At 67.3% G+C, this 15,939-nt stretch carries 15 protein-coding genes; 10 read left to right on the forward strand and 5 right to left on the reverse strand.

Annotated elements, in window-relative coordinates:
• Positions 1–25: 25 nt before the first annotated feature.
• A complete protein-coding gene (gene nadA, locus OG953_RS31120) occupies positions 26–1,222 on the reverse strand; it encodes a quinolinate synthase NadA (protein WP_405688509.1) in 1,197 nt (398 codons plus the stop codon).
• A gap of 222 nt (positions 1,223–1,444) precedes the next feature.
• On the opposite strand from nadA, the gene OG953_RS31125 reads away from it, so the two are divergent.
• A complete protein-coding gene (locus OG953_RS31125) occupies positions 1,445–1,801 on the forward strand; it encodes an iron-sulfur cluster assembly accessory protein (protein ID WP_030933606.1) in 357 nt (118 codons plus the stop codon).
• 86 nt (positions 1,802–1,887) lie between these two features.
• Here OG953_RS31125 and OG953_RS31130 read toward each other — a convergent pair whose 3' ends face one another.
• Together OG953_RS31130 and OG953_RS31135 are read right to left on the reverse strand one after the other, a co-directional pair.
• A complete protein-coding gene (locus OG953_RS31130; protein ID WP_405688510.1) occupies positions 1,888–3,366 on the reverse strand; it encodes a hypothetical protein in 1,479 nt (492 codons plus the stop codon).
• Positions 3,367–3,505: 139 nt separating this feature from the next.
• Entirely contained in the window at positions 3,506–3,703 is a 198-nt protein-coding gene (locus tag OG953_RS31135) for a hypothetical protein (protein WP_405688511.1), read from the reverse strand.
• A gap of 159 nt (positions 3,704–3,862) precedes the next feature.
• Between OG953_RS31135 and OG953_RS31140 the strand changes: the two genes are divergently transcribed.
• Positions 3,863–4,837, forward strand: coding sequence for a carbohydrate kinase family protein (locus OG953_RS31140; protein ID WP_405688513.1), 975 nt, complete (start codon positions 3,863–3,865; stop codon positions 4,835–4,837).
• Between the two features lie 14 nt (positions 4,838–4,851).
• Here OG953_RS31140 and OG953_RS31145 read toward each other — a convergent pair whose 3' ends face one another.
• The gene (locus OG953_RS31145; protein WP_405688515.1) at positions 4,852–6,234 is read right to left on the reverse strand and encodes a cysteine desulfurase/sulfurtransferase TusA family protein; all 1,383 of its coding nucleotides are present in this window, start codon (positions 6,232–6,234) and stop codon (positions 4,852–4,854) included.
• Between the two features lie 270 nt (positions 6,235–6,504).
• On the opposite strand from OG953_RS31145, the gene coxB reads away from it, so the two are divergent.
• The 4 genes from coxB (at position 6,505) to OG953_RS31165 (ending at position 11,018) form a co-directional block, all read left to right on the forward strand.
• Complete coding sequence (coxB, locus tag OG953_RS31150) at positions 6,505–7,467, forward strand: cytochrome c oxidase subunit II (RefSeq protein WP_405688517.1); 963 nt, start codon at positions 6,505–6,507, stop codon at positions 7,465–7,467.
• Positions 7,464–9,200 carry a cytochrome c oxidase subunit I gene (ctaD, locus tag OG953_RS31155; RefSeq protein ID WP_405688518.1) on the forward strand — a complete coding sequence of 579 codons (1,737 nt, stop codon included), beginning with the start codon at positions 7,464–7,466 and terminating at the stop codon, positions 9,198–9,200. The genes coxB and ctaD overlap by 4 nt, the downstream gene beginning before the upstream one ends.
• Entirely contained in the window at positions 9,197–9,595 is a 399-nt protein-coding gene (locus tag OG953_RS31160; protein WP_405688520.1) for a cytochrome c oxidase subunit 4, read from the forward strand. The genes ctaD and OG953_RS31160 overlap by 4 nt, the downstream gene beginning before the upstream one ends.
• A gap of 160 nt (positions 9,596–9,755) precedes the next feature.
• The gene (locus tag OG953_RS31165; RefSeq protein ID WP_405688521.1) at positions 9,756–11,018 is read left to right on the forward strand and encodes an Ig-like domain-containing protein; all 1,263 of its coding nucleotides are present in this window, start codon (positions 9,756–9,758) and stop codon (positions 11,016–11,018) included.
• Between the two features lie 57 nt (positions 11,019–11,075).
• On the opposite strand, the gene OG953_RS31170 is transcribed toward OG953_RS31165, so the two are convergent.
• Positions 11,076–11,477 carry a response regulator transcription factor gene (locus OG953_RS31170; RefSeq protein WP_114244129.1) on the reverse strand — a complete coding sequence of 134 codons (402 nt, stop codon included), beginning with the start codon at positions 11,475–11,477 and terminating at the stop codon, positions 11,076–11,078.
• A 187-nt stretch (positions 11,478–11,664) separates the two neighbouring features.
• Between OG953_RS31170 and OG953_RS31175 the strand changes: the two genes are divergently transcribed.
• The 4 genes from OG953_RS31175 (at position 11,665) to OG953_RS31190 (ending at position 15,828) form a co-directional block, all read left to right on the forward strand.
• The gene (locus tag OG953_RS31175; RefSeq protein WP_072483270.1) at positions 11,665–12,285 is read left to right on the forward strand and encodes a heme-copper oxidase subunit III; all 621 of its coding nucleotides are present in this window, start codon (positions 11,665–11,667) and stop codon (positions 12,283–12,285) included.
• 62 nt (positions 12,286–12,347) lie between these two features.
• Positions 12,348–13,157, forward strand: coding sequence for a c-type cytochrome (locus OG953_RS31180; protein ID WP_405688523.1), 810 nt, complete (start codon positions 12,348–12,350; stop codon positions 13,155–13,157).
• A complete protein-coding gene (locus OG953_RS31185; protein WP_405688525.1) occupies positions 13,154–14,206 on the forward strand; it encodes a Rieske 2Fe-2S domain-containing protein in 1,053 nt (350 codons plus the stop codon). The genes OG953_RS31180 and OG953_RS31185 overlap by 4 nt, the downstream gene beginning before the upstream one ends.
• Positions 14,203–15,828 carry a cytochrome bc complex cytochrome b subunit gene (locus OG953_RS31190; protein ID WP_405688526.1) on the forward strand — a complete coding sequence of 542 codons (1,626 nt, stop codon included), beginning with the start codon at positions 14,203–14,205 and terminating at the stop codon, positions 15,826–15,828. The genes OG953_RS31185 and OG953_RS31190 overlap by 4 nt, the downstream gene beginning before the upstream one ends.
• The last annotated feature ends 111 nt before the right edge of the window (positions 15,829–15,939 follow it).

Here is a 15,939-nt window from a genome sequence, read left to right on the forward strand (position 1 = left end):
CGGCCCTCCCGGGGTACGGAACCGGCTACGGCAGCGCCAGCATCCGCTCCAGCGCCAGCTTCGCGTACTTCTCCGTCTCCGGGTCGACCTCGATCCGGTTGACCGGGTTCCCCTCGGCCAGCGACTCCAGCGCCCACACCAGGTGCGGCAGGTCGATCCGGTTCATCGTCGAGCAGAAGCACACCGTCTTGTCGAGGAAGACGATCTCCTTGTCCTCGGCCGCGAACCGGTTCGCCAGGCGCCGCACCAGGTTCAGCTCGGTGCCGATCGCCCACTTCGAGCCGGCCGGCGCCGCCTCCAGGGCCTTGATGATGTACTCCGTCGAGCCGACGTAGTCCGCCGCCGCCACGACCTCGTGCTTGCACTCCGGGTGCACCAGCACATTGACGCCCGGAATCCGCTCGCGCACATCGTTGACGGACTCGACGGAGAAGCGCCCGTGCACCGAGCAGTGCCCGCGCCACAGGATCATCCTGGCGTTGCGCAGTTCCTCGGCGGTCAGGCCGCCGTTCGGCTTGTGCGGGTTGTAGAGGACGCAGTCCTCCAGCGACATCCCCATGTCCCGGACCGCGGTGTTCCGGCCCAGGTGCTGGTCGGGCAGGAAGAGCACCTTCTCCCCTTGCTCGAAGGCCCACTCCAGCGCCCGCTTCGCGTTGGACGAGGTGCAGATCGTGCCGCCGTGCCGGCCGGTGAAGGCCTTGATGTCGGCGGAGGAGTTCATGTACGAGACGGGTACGACCTGCTGGGCGACCCCGGCCTCGGTCAGCACGTCCCAGCACTCGGCGACCTGCTCGGCGGTGGCCATGTCGGCCATCGAGCAGCCTGCGGCCAGGTCCGGCAGCACGACCTTCTGGTCGTCGGTGGTCAGGATGTCCGCGGACTCCGCCATGAAGTGCACGCCGCAGAAGACGATGTACTCGGCCTCCGGCCGGGCGGCCGCGTCCCGGGCGAGCTTGAACGAGTCGCCGGTGACGTCCGCGAACTGGATGACCTCGTCGCGCTGGTAGTGGTGGCCGAGAACGAAGACCTTGTCCCCGAGCTTCGCCTTGGCCGCGCGGGCACGCTCCACCAGGTCCGGGTCGGACGGGGAGGGCAGGTCGCCGGGACACTCGACACCGCGCTCGCTCCTCGGGTCGGCCTCACGGCCCAGCAGGAGCAGGGCGAGGGGCGTCGGCTGGACGTCGAGATCCTGGACGGGGTGGGCCGTGGTCACGTCACGCACCCTTTCTTTTCTGCGGAAAGCCTTTTCGTCGAATTGACGTTATCTATCATATCCGGTTCACGTCACTTTGACGACGGCCATAGTGTCTATGTGACGCATACCGCCGAGTGGCCTGTGTGCGAGCATGAATGGAACAGGCAAGCGCTCGGCCCGGAATGAATCCGCGGTCCCAACGGTTGCAACGTCGGCAAGCAGTCTCCGTACAACCCGGGAGAGAAGCAGATGTCCGTATCGGACGAGACCACCACCGTGAGCGACGGCATCCTCCTGTCCGACGCCGCCGCAGCCAAGGTCAAGGGCCTGCTGGAGCAGGAAGGCCGTGATGACCTGGCGCTGCGCGTCGCCGTCCAGCCCGGCGGCTGCTCGGGCCTGCGCTACCAGCTCTTCTTCGACGAGCGTTCCCTCGACGGCGACGTCGTGAAGGACTTCGACGGCGTCAAGGTCGTCACCGACCGGATGAGCGCTCCGTACCTGGGTGGCGCCTCCATCGACTTCGTCGACACCATCGAGAAGCAGGGCTTCACGATCGACAACCCGAACGCCACGGGCTCCTGCGCCTGCGGCGACTCCTTCAGCTAGGCCCTGAAGGCAGCGGCAGAACAGCAGAACGGCGGCGGCCCCGGATTCCGGGGCCGCCGCCGTTGTCGTACGCAGGGGATCGGGCGTCAGGCGCGGGGCACATCGCCGCCCGACGCCGCGTCGACCACCGTCCGGTCGCCGAGCGGGGCGTCCAGCGTCACCGTCCGGGTCAGCTCCTTGGCGATCATGATGCAGATCTTCTTCTCGGCCGGCTGCGACTCCGTCACCGTCACCCGCACCGTCCTCCCGTCCTCGGTCGCGCTCGCCGCGTACTTACTGCACACCCCGCCCCAGAACGTCACCGACAGGGTTCGCCCGTCGGCGCTGTACGACAGGATCTGCCGCCGGGACTTCTCCGTGCCCCCCGGGGACGGGGTCGTCGCCGGCGGTGCGTCCTTCGCCAAATACGCGGGGTCCACGGCGATCTGCGACACGGTGTCACCCGTGCCGCCCGCGGCCGGCCGCACCGAGAAGATCCAGGACGGTACGAGCGTCTGCTTGCCCGCCACGTACTGCTTGGTCAGTCCGAACACCGCCTTGTCGACCGTCACGGTCGTCGTCGGCCGCTCCGCCCCGGCCCGCGTCCCGCAGTGGACCTTCGGCGACTTCAGGCCATCCTGCAGCGGTACGGGAGTGGCACACCCGCCGACGTCCGCGCGCCCGTCCGTCCGGGACGCCGCCCCGTTCAGCTGCTTCAGCGCCTCGCCCGCGCTGATCACCGGATAGCTGTCGCCCTTCTCCAGACCCTTCAACTGCCCACTGCCGCCTACCACTTCGCCGCCCGAACCCACCTGGATCCCGGTCGACCAGCCGTAGGTGGGAAGTCCGTCCACCACCGGGTCGGCGTTCACCACCCGTACCGAACCCATGAGTTGGCGGGCGTCGAGGGCGGCGTCGTCCTGTCCCACCGCCTTCAGGACCGGTGCCGCGGCAGCCCTGGCGGCACTCTCGCTCACCGGGGAGCCGCTGCCGCCCGGGGCCTGCTTCTCGCTCGAACAGACCGCGGTGCTCTGGCAGTTGTCCGTACCGCCGGAGCCGTACCGGGCGAAGCTCCAGGTGCCCGGAGCCTGCTTGTTCACCCGGAGGACAGGGCCCGAGCCGTCCCCGTCGGACCCCACCTTCCAGGACGTGCCCTCCGCCTGCGGCGTGCCCTGCACCCCCAGCGCCTTCGCCAGCCGGGCCACCTCCGTCGCGGAGACGGTCCCCTCCGCGCGCTGCACCGCGGCCGTGCGCGGCCCCTCGGGCAGCTTGCCGGACGCGCGGTAGACCACCTGGCCGCCGTGCGGATCGGGCTCGCCGGGTGCGATGCCGGGTGCGATGCCCGGCGAGGACCCGTCGGGCGCCGTCGGGTCGCCCGCGCGTTCGTCCAGGGCAAGCAGGGGAGGGGTGCGCTCCCCGCTGCCTGCCGCGCTGCCGCTGCTCCCGCCCTCCCCGTCCGCGGCGGTCGCGGCCCAGTACGCACCGCCGCCCCCGGCCAGCAGTACGGCTGCCGCCACCGAGGCCACGGCGAGCGGTGAACGCCGCCGGGGGCCGGTCACATCGTTGTCGGGTCGCTCGGTGCTCACCGGATCGCTCCTTCGCCTGCATCGCCGTCACAGGCCGTCATCCGGCCTGCTGTCCGTCCCGCGGGTGGGGACAACGGTGGGACGGGGCACAGGAGCGCACGGTTCCCTCGGTGGGTGTCGGACGCGATCGGTGCCGGTCTCAGTCGCCGTATTCGGACATGGCGTCGATCAGCCGGGCGGAGGCGGCAGGCACGGTAACCCCGTGAATCAGGGACGGCGCCACCCGAACGGGGGCAGACTTCGCGGGGGCCACCCAGTGCGGAGCCATTCGTGCGCAGTCACCGCGCAGCTCCGCCAGGCTGATCTCGGACTCGCGTGTGGCGATGTGGTTCGACATAACCGCACCGTAGGCATCGCACGCCTCAGGAAGAAAGCCCTACTATCGGGTAGTTTTCCCCCTTCAGTGCGAGTGCGGGGAACGGGTAGCGTGAACTGTCACGCCGCCCCGGGAACGCAGTCACCCGTTCCCCCCGATCTCCGCAGGAGCAGTCTCCCCGTGCGAATCGCAGTCACCGGCTCCATCGCCACCGATCACCTCATGACCTTCCCCGGCCGTTTCGCCGACCAGCTGGTCGCGGATCAGCTGCACACGGTCTCGCTCTCCTTCCTGGTCGACAACCTCGACGTGCGCCGGGGCGGTGTCGCCGCCAATATCTGCTTCGGCATGGGTCTGCTGGGCACGAACCCGATCCTGGTCGGTGCCGCGGGCTCCGACTTCGACGAGTACCGTGCCTGGCTCGACCGCCACGGCGTCGACACCAGTTCGGTCCGGATCTCCGAGGTCCTGCACACCGCCCGGTTCGTCTGCACGACGGACGCCGACCACAACCAGATCGGCTCCTTCTACACGGGCGCGATGAGTGAGGCCCGGCTCATCGAGCTGAAGGCCGTCGCCGACCGTGTCGGCGGCCTCGACCTCGTCTCGATCGGCGCCGACGACCCCGAGGGGATGCTCCGCCACACCGAGGAGTGCCGCTCCCGCGGAATCCCGTTCGCCGCGGACTTCTCGCAGCAGATCGCCCGGATGGACGGCGACGAGATCCGGATCCTCCTCGACGGCGCCACGTACCTCTTCTCCAACGAGTACGAGAAGGGGCTCATCGAGTCCAAGACCGGCTGGAGCGACGAGGAGATCCTGGCCAAGGTCGGCCACCGGGTCACCACGCTGGGAGCCCGCGGTGTCCGGATCGAGCAGGCCGGCCAGGAGACGATCGAGGTCGGCTGCCCGGAGGAGGAGATCAAGGCCGACCCGACCGGTGTCGGCGACGCCTTCCGGGCCGGTTTCCTCTCCGGTCTCGCCTGGGGCGTCGGCCTGGAGCGCGCCGCCCAGGTCGGCTGCATGCTCGCCACCCTGGTGATCGAGACGGTCGGCACCCAGGAGTACACCCTGCGCCGCGCCCACTTCATGGACCGCTTCACCAAGGCGTACGGCCACGACGCCGCCGCCGAGGTCCGCGCGCACCTGGGCTGAGCCGAAGAAGAACCTCAGGTCAGCCGGCGGACCACATAGGCCGAGCCGCGGTCCGCCGGCTCCTCGCCCACGTACTCCTGCTCGCGCATCGCGCACCAGGCCGGGATGTCCAGGCGCGCCGCCTCGTCGTCGGAGAGCACGGTCACCGTCCCGCCCAGCGGTACCTCCCCGATCGCCTTTGCCAGCTCGATCACAGGGATCGGGCAGCGCTTCCCGAGGGCGTCGACCACCAGGGGCGCGGTCACGGCAGGGGAGGGGGGCGCGGAAACGGGAGCCCCCAGCCTCTCCCGTACCTCTGCCACCACCCGCGGCAGCACGTCCAGGAAGCGCTCGACCTCCTCGTCCGCGGTGCCGGTCGGCAGCGACACCCGTACGTTCCCCTCCGACAGCACGCCCATCGCCCTGAGCACATGGCTCGGCGTCAGTGTGCTGCTGGTGCAGGACGAACCGGATGATACGGAGAATTCGGCCCGGTCCAGTTCATGCAGCAGTGTCTCTCCATCGACATAGAGACAGGAGAAGGTCACCAGATGCGGCAGCCGCCGCACCGGATCGCCGACCACCTCCACATCGGGCACCAGCTGCGGCACCCGGGCCCTGATGCGGTCCACCAGGGCCCGCAGCCGTACGGACTCCGCCGCCGCCTCCGCCCGCACCGCCCGCAGCGATGCCGCCGCGGCCACGATCGCCGGAAGATTCTCGAACCCTGCGGCCCGCCCCGATTCCCGCTCGTCGGCCGGCCCTGGAACCGCGTACCGCACCCCCTTGCGTACCGCCAGCAGCCCGACACCCGCGGGCCCGCCCCACTTGTGAGCGCTGGCCGCCAGCAGCGACCAGCCGTCCGGCACCGGCCCCCAGCCCAGCGACTGCGCGGCATCCACCAGCAGCGGCACCCCCGCCGCCCGGCAGACCTCCGCCACCTCGGCCACCGGCTGTTCGGTGCCGACCTCGTGATTGGCGGACTGCAGACAGGCCAGCGCGGTGTCCTCGCGCAGCACATCCGCGTACGCCTCTGCACTCACCGCCCCCGACCGGTCCACCGCGACCTCGGAGACCGATCCGCCCTGCGCCTCATGGGCGGCGGCCGAATGGAGCACCGACGAGTGCTCCACCGCGGAGAAGACCAGATGGCGGCCGACACGCCGACGCCCCGCGAGAGCCCCGGAAATTCCGGAGTGCACCGCATGCGTACCCGAAGGAGTGAATGTGAGCTCGTCCGGACGGCACCCGACGGCCTCCGCGGCGGCCTCCCGGGCCACGTCCAGCAACAGCCGGGCCCGGCGCCCCTCGCGGTAGAGCCTGGCCGGGTCGGCCCACCCCTCGTCCAGCGCGGCAAGCAGCGCCTGGCGGGCGACGGGGTGCAGGGGGGCGGAGGATGCGGCGTCGAAGTAGGGCACGCGGCCACGCTAGCCCGCACCGGGCCCGCACCCGGGGACGGGCCGCCCGTCCAGCCAGGAGAGAGGGCGTCAGATGGTGGCCGGAGGCCCGTATTCCACCCCTTCGGGGAGTCGGACGGCGCGTTGGGCACCCTCCCCGCGCGACCCCAAATAGCGTCCAGTAGGGTTTGGTCCGCATAAACATCCAAACCCCTGCCCGCGTCAGGGCGGCGACCGACCAGACAGACGGCCGCGCCGACCGCGCGGGCGAGACTCTCGGGAAGGCGCTACGTGAGTCCCAACGGCTCCGACCGCTCGTCGCGGCGCCCGATGCGGCGGAAGCTGCCGCAGGTGCTGACTGCGGGCCTGATCCTGGCGACCGCCACCGGTTGCACATACAAGGACTTCCCCCGCCTTGGTATGCCCACGCCGGTAACGGAAGAGGCACCACGGATCCTTTCCCTCTGGCAGGGCTCGTGGGCGGCAGCGCTCGCCACGGGCGTGCTGGTCTGGGGCCTGATCCTGTGGATGATCATCTTCCACCGGCGCAGCCGCACCAAGGTCGAGGTTCCTCCGCAGACCAGGTACAACATGCCCATTGAGGCGCTGTACACCGTGGTCCCTCTGATCATCGTCTCGGTGTTGTTCTACTTCACCGCGCGCGATGAAGCGAAGCTCCTCTCGCTCTCCCCGAAGCCTGCCCACACGATCAACGTGGTCGGCTACCAGTGGAGCTGGGGCTTCAACTACATCGAGAACGTGGACGGTTCCACCGCCACGGGCAATGAGATCCCCAAGGAACTCGACGCCATCCCGGACAGGTACCAGAAGGAATTCCCCAAGGGCGCGGAAGGCGTCTACGACTTCGGCGTCCCGGGAACCCGGAACCCGCAGAACGGCAACCCGGGTCCGACCCTGTGGCTGCCGAAGGGCGAGAAGGTCCGTTTCGTTCTGACTTCGCGTGACGTCATCCACTCCTTCTGGGTGGTGCCGTTCCTCATGAAGCAGGACGTCATTCCGGGCCACACCAACGCCTTCGAGGTGACTCCCAACCAGGAGGGCACCTTCATGGGCAAGTGCGCCGAGCTCTGCGGCGTCGACCACTCCCGGATGCTCTTCAACGTCAAGGTCGTCTCCCCGGAGCGCTACCAGGCGCACCTCAAGGAGCTGGCGGAGAAGGGCCAGACGGGCTACGTGCCGGCCGGCATCGAGCAGACTGACCCGGCCAGGAATGCGGAGACGAACAAACTGTGAGCATCCTCAACGAACCTCAGGGTGCCGCGGCAGCAGACGACTCGTACGAGGACGAGCTGCCGGTCCGGCGGAAGCAGCCGGGAAACATCGTCATCAAGTGGTTGACCACCACTGACCACAAGACGATCGGCACGATGTACCTGGTCACATCGTTCGCGTTCTTCTGCATCGGCGGTCTGATGGCGCTCTTCATGCGCGCCGAACTGGCCCGTCCCGGCACGCAGATCATGTCGAACGAGCAGTTCAACCAGGCGTTCACGATGCACGGCACGATCATGCTGCTGATGTTCGCGACGCCGCTGTTCGCCGGATTCGCGAACTGGATCATGCCGCTGCAGATCGGCGCGCCCGATGTGGCGTTCCCGCGGCTGAACATGTTCGCGTACTGGCTGTACCTCTTCGGCTCGCTCATCGCGGTGGCCGGCTTCCTCACCCCGCAGGGTGCGGCCGACTTCGGCTGGTTCGCCTACTCCCCGCTCTCGGACGCCGTCCGTTCGCCGGGTATCGGTGCCGACATGTGGATCATGGGTCTGGCCTTCTCCGGCTTCGGCACGATTCTCGGTTCGGTCAACTTCATCACCACGATCATCTGCATGCGTGCCCCCGGCATGACGATGTTCCGCATGCCGATCTTCGTCTGGAACGTCCTGCTGACCGGTGTGCTGGTCCTGCTGGCCTTCCCGGTCCTCGCCGCCGCGCTCTTCGCGCTGGAGGCGGACCGCAAGTTCGGTGCGCACATCTTCGACGCGGCCAATGGCGGCGCATTGCTCTGGCAACACCTCTTCTGGTTCTTCGGCCATCCAGAGGTGTACATCATTGCCTTGCCATTCTTCGGAATCATTTCCGAAGTGATCCCGGTGTTCAGCCGAAAGCCGATGTTCGGCTACATCGGTCTGATCAGCGCGACGATCGCCATCGCAGGCCTCTCCGTGACCGTGTGGGCGCACCACATGTACGTCACCGGCGGTGTGCTGTTGCCGTTCTTCTCGTTCATGACATTCCTCATCGCGGTACCGACCGGTGTGAAGTTCTTCAACTGGATCGGCACGATGTGGAAGGGATCGCTGTCCTTCGAGACACCGATGCTCTGGGCCGTCGGCTTCCTGATCACCTTCACCTTCGGTGGTCTGACCGGTGTGATCCTGGCGTCGCCCCCGCTGGACTTCCACGTCTCGGACTCGTACTTCGTCGTCGCGCACTTCCACTACGTCATCTTCGGCACCGTGGTCTTCGCGATGTTCTCCGGATTCCACTTCTGGTGGCCGAAGTTCACCGGCAAGATGCTGGACGAGCGGCTCGGCAAGATCACGTTCTGGACGCTGTTCGTGGGCTTCCACGGCACGTTCCTGGTGCAGCACTGGCTGGGTGCCGAGGGCATGCCGCGTCGTTACGCGGACTACCTGGCCGCAGACGGCTTCACCGCGCTGAACACGATCTCGACGATCTCCTCGTTCCTGCTCGGGCTGTCGATGCTGCCGTTCTTCTACAACGTGTGGAAGACCGCGAAGTACGGCAAGAAGATCGAGGTCGACGACCCGTGGGGCTACGGCCGTTCGCTGGAGTGGGCGACCTCCTGCCCGCCGCCGCGGCACAACTTCCTCACGCTGCCGCGGATCCGTTCCGAATCCCCGGCGTTCGACCTGCATCACCCGGAGATCTCGGCGCTCGAGCAGCTGGAGCACCACTCCGCGGATGACAAGGCCCTCGCTGGTGGCAAGGAGGCCGGCAAGTGAAGATCCAGGGCAAGATGTTCCTCTGGCTGAGCGTCTTCATGCTCGCCATGGCCATCACGTACGGCGTGTGGTCGAAGGAGCCGGCCGGTACCACCGCGCTCTTCCTGGCCTTCGGCCTGAGCGTCATGATCGGCTTCTACCTGGCCTTCACGGCGCAGCGGGTCGACGCCATGGCTCAGGACAACAAGGAAGCCGATGTCGCGGACGAGGCCGGCGAGGTGGGGTTCTTCTCCCCGCACAGCTGGCAGCCGCTCTCGCTGGCCATCGGTGGTGCCCTCGCCTTCATGGGCGTCATCTTCGGCTGGTGGCTGCTCTACTTCTCGCTCCCGGTGATCCTGATCGGCCTGTTCGGCTGGGTCTTCGAGTACTACCGCGGTGAGAACCGCACCCAGTGACAGCGAGTCGCCGCTCCACCTGACGGGGGGCCTGCACTTCTCCACCGAGGGAAGTGCAGGCCCCCCGTTCGGCGTGTACTTCTCCGCCAAAAGAAGTGCAAATCCCCCGTTTGCAGTCACATTGCGCGCTTATAGGGATGAATCTTCATAGCGTGTGTTCATGAACCACGCGCCGCGCTTCCGCCCCGTAGTGAGCTGCACTCTGCTGGTCGTGACCCTGGTCGCAGGTGTGACCGCCTGCGGTGGGTCCAATGGCCACCCGCTCGCGGCGAAACCGTACGACGCGGCGGACGAGATCTCCGCCAACGTTCCCGAGGGCGACGAGAAGGCCGACTCCGACAAGCCGCTCGAAGTATCCGTCAACGACGATGACGGCCGGATCACGGACGTGTCGGCCGTGGACGCGATCGGACGCCATCTGGCCGGCGAGCTCGACGCCGACGGGAAGCGCTGGCACTCCACCTCTCCGCTCGCCGCCGGCGCCCGCTACACGGTCCGGGTCAGCATGGAGGACGGCGACGGCGCCCCGGGCAGCCGCACGCTCTCCTTCGAGACCGCCTCCGTCAAGGCCAAGAAGCTCCTGAAGGTCACCTTCGGCCCTCAGGCGGGCACCTACGGCGTCGGACAGCCCATTACGGCGGAACTCAGTGCTCCGGTCAAGGACAAGGCGTCCAGGGCCATCGTGGAGCGCGCCCTGCGGGTCCGCTCCAAACCCGCCGTGACCGGCTCCTGGTACTGGGTCGACGACAAGATCCTGCACTACCGCCCCAAGGACTACTGGCCTGCCAAGGCCACCATCGACGTCACCAGCGGCCTGGCGGGCATCAAGGTGACCGACACGCTGTACGGAGTCCCCGCGAAGGCGCTGAAGCTCACCACGGGCGACCGTGTCGAGGCCATCACCGACGCCGCAGCGCACACGATGACCGTCAGGCGCAACGGGAAAGTGATCAACACCATTCCGGTGACCACCGGCAAGCCGGGCTTCGCCACCCGAAACGGCGTCAAGGTCGTGCTGAGCAAGGAGTACTCCGTACGCATGCGCGGGGAGACCATCGGCATCTCGTCGGATTCCAGCGATGGGTACGACCTGCTGGTCTACTACGCGACCCGTGTCACCTGGAGCGGCGAGTACGTGCACGCGGCCCCCTGGTCCACCGGTTCGCAGGGGATCGCGAACGTCAGCCACGGCTGTACGGGCATGAGCACCAGCCTGGCCGAGTGGTTCTTCAACACCGTGCGCACGGGCGACATCGTCCAGGTCGTCGGCAGTCAGGGCGAGACGATGACGCCGTTCGACAACGGCTACGGCGACTGGAACCTTTCCTGGGCCAAATGGCAGCAGGGCAGCGCTCTTCGCAAGAACGACACCCCGGACCGCACAGACACGTTCCAGGCGGCGCGACTGCGCCCCGAGGTCTGACCGGCCCGGGGAGTGCGCTGCCCCTCAGCGGGACTGCGGACAGAACCCCGGCAGGGCTCAGGCGTCCACGCAGTCCCTGCTGCGCAGCAGAGCGGCCAGGGCGTCCGCGAACTCGACCGGTTCGACCGGCAGGGTCACCGCGGCGTCCGCACGGCTCCAGGTGGCCAGCCAGGCGTCCTGCGGGCGCCCGATCAGCAGCAGTACGGGCGGGCAGTGGAAGATCTCGTCCTTGATCTGCCGGCAGACGCCCATGCCGCCCGCGGGTGCCGTCTCGCCGTCCAGCACACAGACATCGATGCCGCCGTTGTCCAGTGCGTCCAGGACGGCGGGCAGGGTGGCGCACTCAAGGAATTCCACCGGTGGCACATCGGCCGCGGGCCTGCGCCCGGCTGCCAGCCTCACCTGCTCACGGGTGTTGGCGTCGTCGCTGTAGACCAGGACCGTGGCGGTCGGCTGCATTGTTCCTCCGTGACATCTGTGTCTTCGGGGCTTTCCGGGCATGAACCGATGCGCGGATCGTACTCCGCCCGATGGGCTGTCAGCACCGCCCGGGACAGCGGATTCATGGGCCGTTCGGGGAGGGCACACCCTGTTGACACACCGAACGGCACCCCCCGGAGTGAGGGCGGGATAAGGGACCGACATAATGTCGGTCGTGGCGACAGCAACGACAGTAGAAACCGGGCACGCGCACCCGTCGGTCAATCGACCGAACCTCACCAGCGTCGGAACCATCATCTGGTTGAGTTCCGAGCTGATGTTCTTCGCGGCCCTCTTCGCGATGTACTTCACCCTGCGATCGGTGACGGGACCGGATCACTGGAAGGAGATGGCCGAGCACCTGAACTTCCCGTTCTCGGCGACGAACACCACGATCCTGGTGCTTTCCTCACTCACCTGCCAGCTCGGCGTCTTCGCCGCGGAGCGGGGTGATGTGAAGAAGCTCCGCACCTGGTTCATTATCACTTTCGTGATGGGCTCGATCTTCATCGGAGGCCAGGTCCTCGAGTACACCGAGCTGGTCAAGGAAGCGGGTCTCTCGCTGTCCTCCGACCCGTACGGCTCGGTGTTCTACCTGACCACCGGCTTCCACGGTCTGCACGTGACAGGCGGTCTCATCGCCTTCCTGCTCGTTCTGGGCAGGACATACGCAGCCAAGAGGTTCACCCACGAACAGGCGACCGCAGCCATCGTCGTGTCCTATTACTGGCACTTCGTCGATGTCGTGTGGATCGGCCTCTTCGCCACGATCTACATGATCAAGTAACCGGGTTCGAACCCGAACCACATCCAGCATCGACGCAGAAGATCCTGACACCGGGGTAATCCGTGAAAAAGCTCTCCGCACGACGACGCCATCCGTTGGCGGCGGTCGTCGTACTACTCCTCGCGCTGGCGGCCACTGGGGGGCTGTACGCCGCGTTTGCGCCCGCGAGTAAGGCGCAGGCCGACGAAACCGCCCAGTCCCTTGCCATCGATGAGGGCAAGAAGCTGTACTCCGTCGGTTGCGCCAGCTGCCACGGAACCGGCGGTCAGGGCACCACCGACGGGCCGAGCCTGGTCGGCGTGGGCTCCGCCGCCGTTGACTTCCAGGTCGGTACGGGCCGTATGCCGGCGCAGCAGCCGGGTGCCCAGGTACCGAAGAAGAAGGTCATCTACAGCCAGGCCGAGATCGACCAGCTCGCGGCGTACGTCGCGTCGCTCGGCGCCGGCCCGATCATTCCGAACAAGAGCCAGGTAAGCCCTGACGGTGCGGACATCGCCAAGGGTGGCGACCTGTTCCGTACCAACTGCGCCCAGTGCCACAACTTCACCGGCGAGGGCGGCGCGCTGTCGAACGGCAAGTACGCGCCCAGCCTTGAAGGCGTGGACCCGAAGCACATCTACGAGGCCATGCAGACCGGCCCGCAGAGCATGCCGTCCTTCCCGGACACGACGATGCCCGAGCAGGAGAAGCGGGACATCATCGCGTACGTCCAGACCGTGAACAGCGGCCAGTCGGAGAACCCGGGTGGTCTGAAGCTGGGCGGCCTGGGGCCGGTCAGTGAGGGGCTGTTCGCCTGGATCTTCGGGCTCGGCGCACTGATCGCAGTTGCCATTTGGGTCGCGGCCCACACCGCTAAGGCCAAGAAGTCATGAGTAGCCAAGAGATTCCAGAAGAGAACCTGCCCGCTGAGCAGGGCACCGCGCACGGCGCGGTAGAGGTCGCGGACGACCCGTTCGCCGACCCGGGGCTGCCGGCCCACAAGCCGCGCATCCAGGACATCGACGAACGGGCCGCGAAGCGCTCCGAGCGCGCCGTCGCGTTCATGTTCACGCTGTCCATGCTGGCGACGGTCGGCTTCATCGCCTCGTACGTCATCTTCCCGGTCGACAAGATCGTGTACATCTGGCCCTTCGGCCACGTGAGCGCGCTCAACTTCTCCCTGGGTCTGACCCTGGGCGTGGCCCTCTTCACGATCGGCGCCGGCGCCGTCCACTGGGCGCGCACGCTGATGTCCGACGTGGAGGTCGCCGACGACCGGCACGCCATCGAGGCGACGCCGGAGGTCAAGGCGAAGGTCCTGGCCGACTTCGCGGCCGGTGCCGAGGAGTCCGCGTTCGGACGGCGCAAGCTGATCCGCAACACCATGTTCGGCGCGCTGGCCCTGGTGCCGCTCTCCGGCGTGGTGCTGCTGCGCGACCTCGGTCCGCTGCCGGAGAAGAAGCTCCGCAACACCCTGTGGGCCAAGGGCAAGCAGCTCATCAACATGAACACGATGGAGCCGCTGCGTCCCGAGGACGTCGCCGTCGGTTCGCTGACCTTCGCCATGCCCGAGGGCCTGGAGGAGGACGCGCACGACTTCCAGAACCAGATGGCCAAGGCCGCGCTGATGATCATCCGCATCGAGCCGGACAACATCAAGGACAAGCGCGAGCGCGAGTGGGCCCACGAGGGAATCGTGGCCTTCTCCAAGATCTGCACCCATGTCGGCTGCCCGATCAGCCTGTACGAGCAGCAGACCCACCACGTGCTCTGCCCGTGCCACCAGTCCACCTTCGACCTCTCCGACGGCGCCCGCGTCATCTTCGGTCCGGCCGGTCACGCCCTTCCGCAGCTGCGGATCGGTGTGAACGCCGAGGGCAACCTCGAAGCGCTCGGTGACTTCGAAGAGCCCGTCGGTCCTGCATTCTGGGAGCGCGGATGAGTACTGCGACCGACACACAGCGCAAGGCGCCCGCCGGTGAGCGGGTGGCCGACTGGGCGGACGGACGCCTGGGGATCTACTCCCTGGCCAAGTCCAACATGCGCAAGATCTTCCCGGACCACTGGTCCTTCATGCTCGGTGAGATCGCCCTCTACAGCTTCATCATCATCATCCTCACGGGTGTGTATCTGACGCTGTTCTTCGACCCGAGCATGAGCGAGGTCGTGTACCACGGCTCGTACGAGCCGATGCAGGGCATCCGGATGTCCGCGGCCTATGCCTCGACGCTGGACATCAGCTTCGACGTCCGCGGTGGTCTGCTGGTCCGCCAGATCCACCACTGGGCCGCGCTGATCTTCCTGGCCGGCATGTTCGTGCACATGATGCGCGTCTTCTTCACGGGTGCGTTCCGCAAGCCGCGTGAGATCAACTGGCTGTTCGGCTTCCTGCTGTTCGTGCTGGGCATGTTCACCGGCTTCACCGGCTACTCGCTCCCGGACGACCTGCTGTCCGGTACGGGTGTCCGCTTCACCCAGGGCGCGATCCTGTCGATGCCGATCGTCGGCACGTACATCTCGATGTTCCTGTTCGGCGGAGAGTTCCCCGGTCACGACTTCATCGGCCGGTTCTACTCGATCCACATCCTGCTGCTGCCGGGCATCATGCTCGGTCTGCTGGTGGCGCACCTGATCCTGGTCTTCTACCACAAGCACACGCAGTTCGCGGGTCCCGGCCGCACCAACAAGAACGTCGTCGGCATGCCGCTGCTGCCGGTGTACATGGCGAAGGCCGGTGGCTTCTTCTTCCTGGTCTTCGGCATCATCGCCATCATCGCGGCCATCGCCTCGATCAACCCGATCTGGAACATCGGCCCGTACCGCCCGGACCAGGTCTCCACCGGCGCCCAGCCCGACTGGTACATGGGCTTCGCCGAGGGGCTGATCCGAGTGATGCCTGGCTGGGAGATCAACCTCTGGGGCCACACGCTCGTCCTGGGGGTGTTCATTCCGCTGATGGCCTTCGGACTGGTACTCGCGATCATCGCGGTCTACCCGTTCATCGAGTCCTGGATCACCGGGGACAAGCGCGAGCACCACATCCTGGACCGCCCGCGCAACGCTCCGACCCGGACTGCCTTCGGCGTCGCCTGGATCACCGAGTACGTCGTCGTCTTCATCGGTGGTGCCAACGACCTGTGGGCCACGCACTTCCACCTGTCGCTGAACGCCATCTCCTGGTTCGTCCGGATCTTCATCTTCGTGGGCCCGGTCATCGCGTTCATCGTCACCAGGCGGATCTGCCTCGGCCTCCAGCGCCGCGACAAGGAGAAGGTGCTGCACGGGCGCGAGTCCGGCATCATCAAGCGCCTGCCGCACGGTGAGTTCGTCGAGATCCACGAGCCGCTCGGCCCCGAGCAGCTGCACACGCTCACCGCGCACGAGCAGTACAAGCCGGTCGAGATCGGCCCGACGGTCGACGAGAACGGTGTCGAGCGCAAGGTGCCCGTACTGCAGAAGCTGCGGGCCAGGCTCAGCAAGGGCTACTACGGCGAGGACAACCAGATCGCCAAGCCCACCACCGAGGAGTACAAGGAGATCACCAGCGGCCACGGTCACCACTGATCGCCTGAACTGATCGCCACAGCAGGAGCCCCGTCCATCCGATGGACGGGGCTCTTCGCTGTCCGTGGCGCTCGATAGGGTGGGGGCAACCCCTTTTATCGGCTGTGGACC

This window comes from Streptomyces sp. NBC_00057, assembly GCF_045041165.1.
In the GTDB taxonomy this organism is placed as follows: domain Bacteria; phylum Actinomycetota; class Actinomycetes; order Streptomycetales; family Streptomycetaceae; genus Streptomyces.

What these genes read in the sequence shown, in the direction of transcription:
- OG953_RS31125 (WP_030933606.1), top strand. Translation starts at nt 1,445, where the DNA reads ATGTCCGTATCGGACGAGACCACCACCGTGAGCGACGGCATCCTCCTG.
- OG953_RS31135 (WP_405688511.1), bottom strand. Translation starts at nt 3,703, where the DNA reads ATGTCGAACCACATCGCCACACGCGAGTCCGAGATCAGCCTGGCGGAG.
- OG953_RS31165 (WP_405688521.1), top strand. Translation starts at nt 9,756, where the DNA reads ATGAACCACGCGCCGCGCTTCCGCCCCGTAGTGAGCTGCACTCTGCTG.
- OG953_RS31170 (WP_114244129.1), bottom strand. Translation starts at nt 11,477, where the DNA reads ATGCAGCCGACCGCCACGGTCCTGGTCTACAGCGACGACGCCAACACC.
- OG953_RS31175 (WP_072483270.1), top strand. Translation starts at nt 11,665, where the DNA reads ATGTCGGTCGTGGCGACAGCAACGACAGTAGAAACCGGGCACGCGCAC.
- OG953_RS31185 (WP_405688525.1), top strand. Translation starts at nt 13,154, where the DNA reads ATGAGTAGCCAAGAGATTCCAGAAGAGAACCTGCCCGCTGAGCAGGGC.
- OG953_RS31190 (WP_405688526.1), top strand. Translation starts at nt 14,203, where the DNA reads ATGAGTACTGCGACCGACACACAGCGCAAGGCGCCCGCCGGTGAGCGG.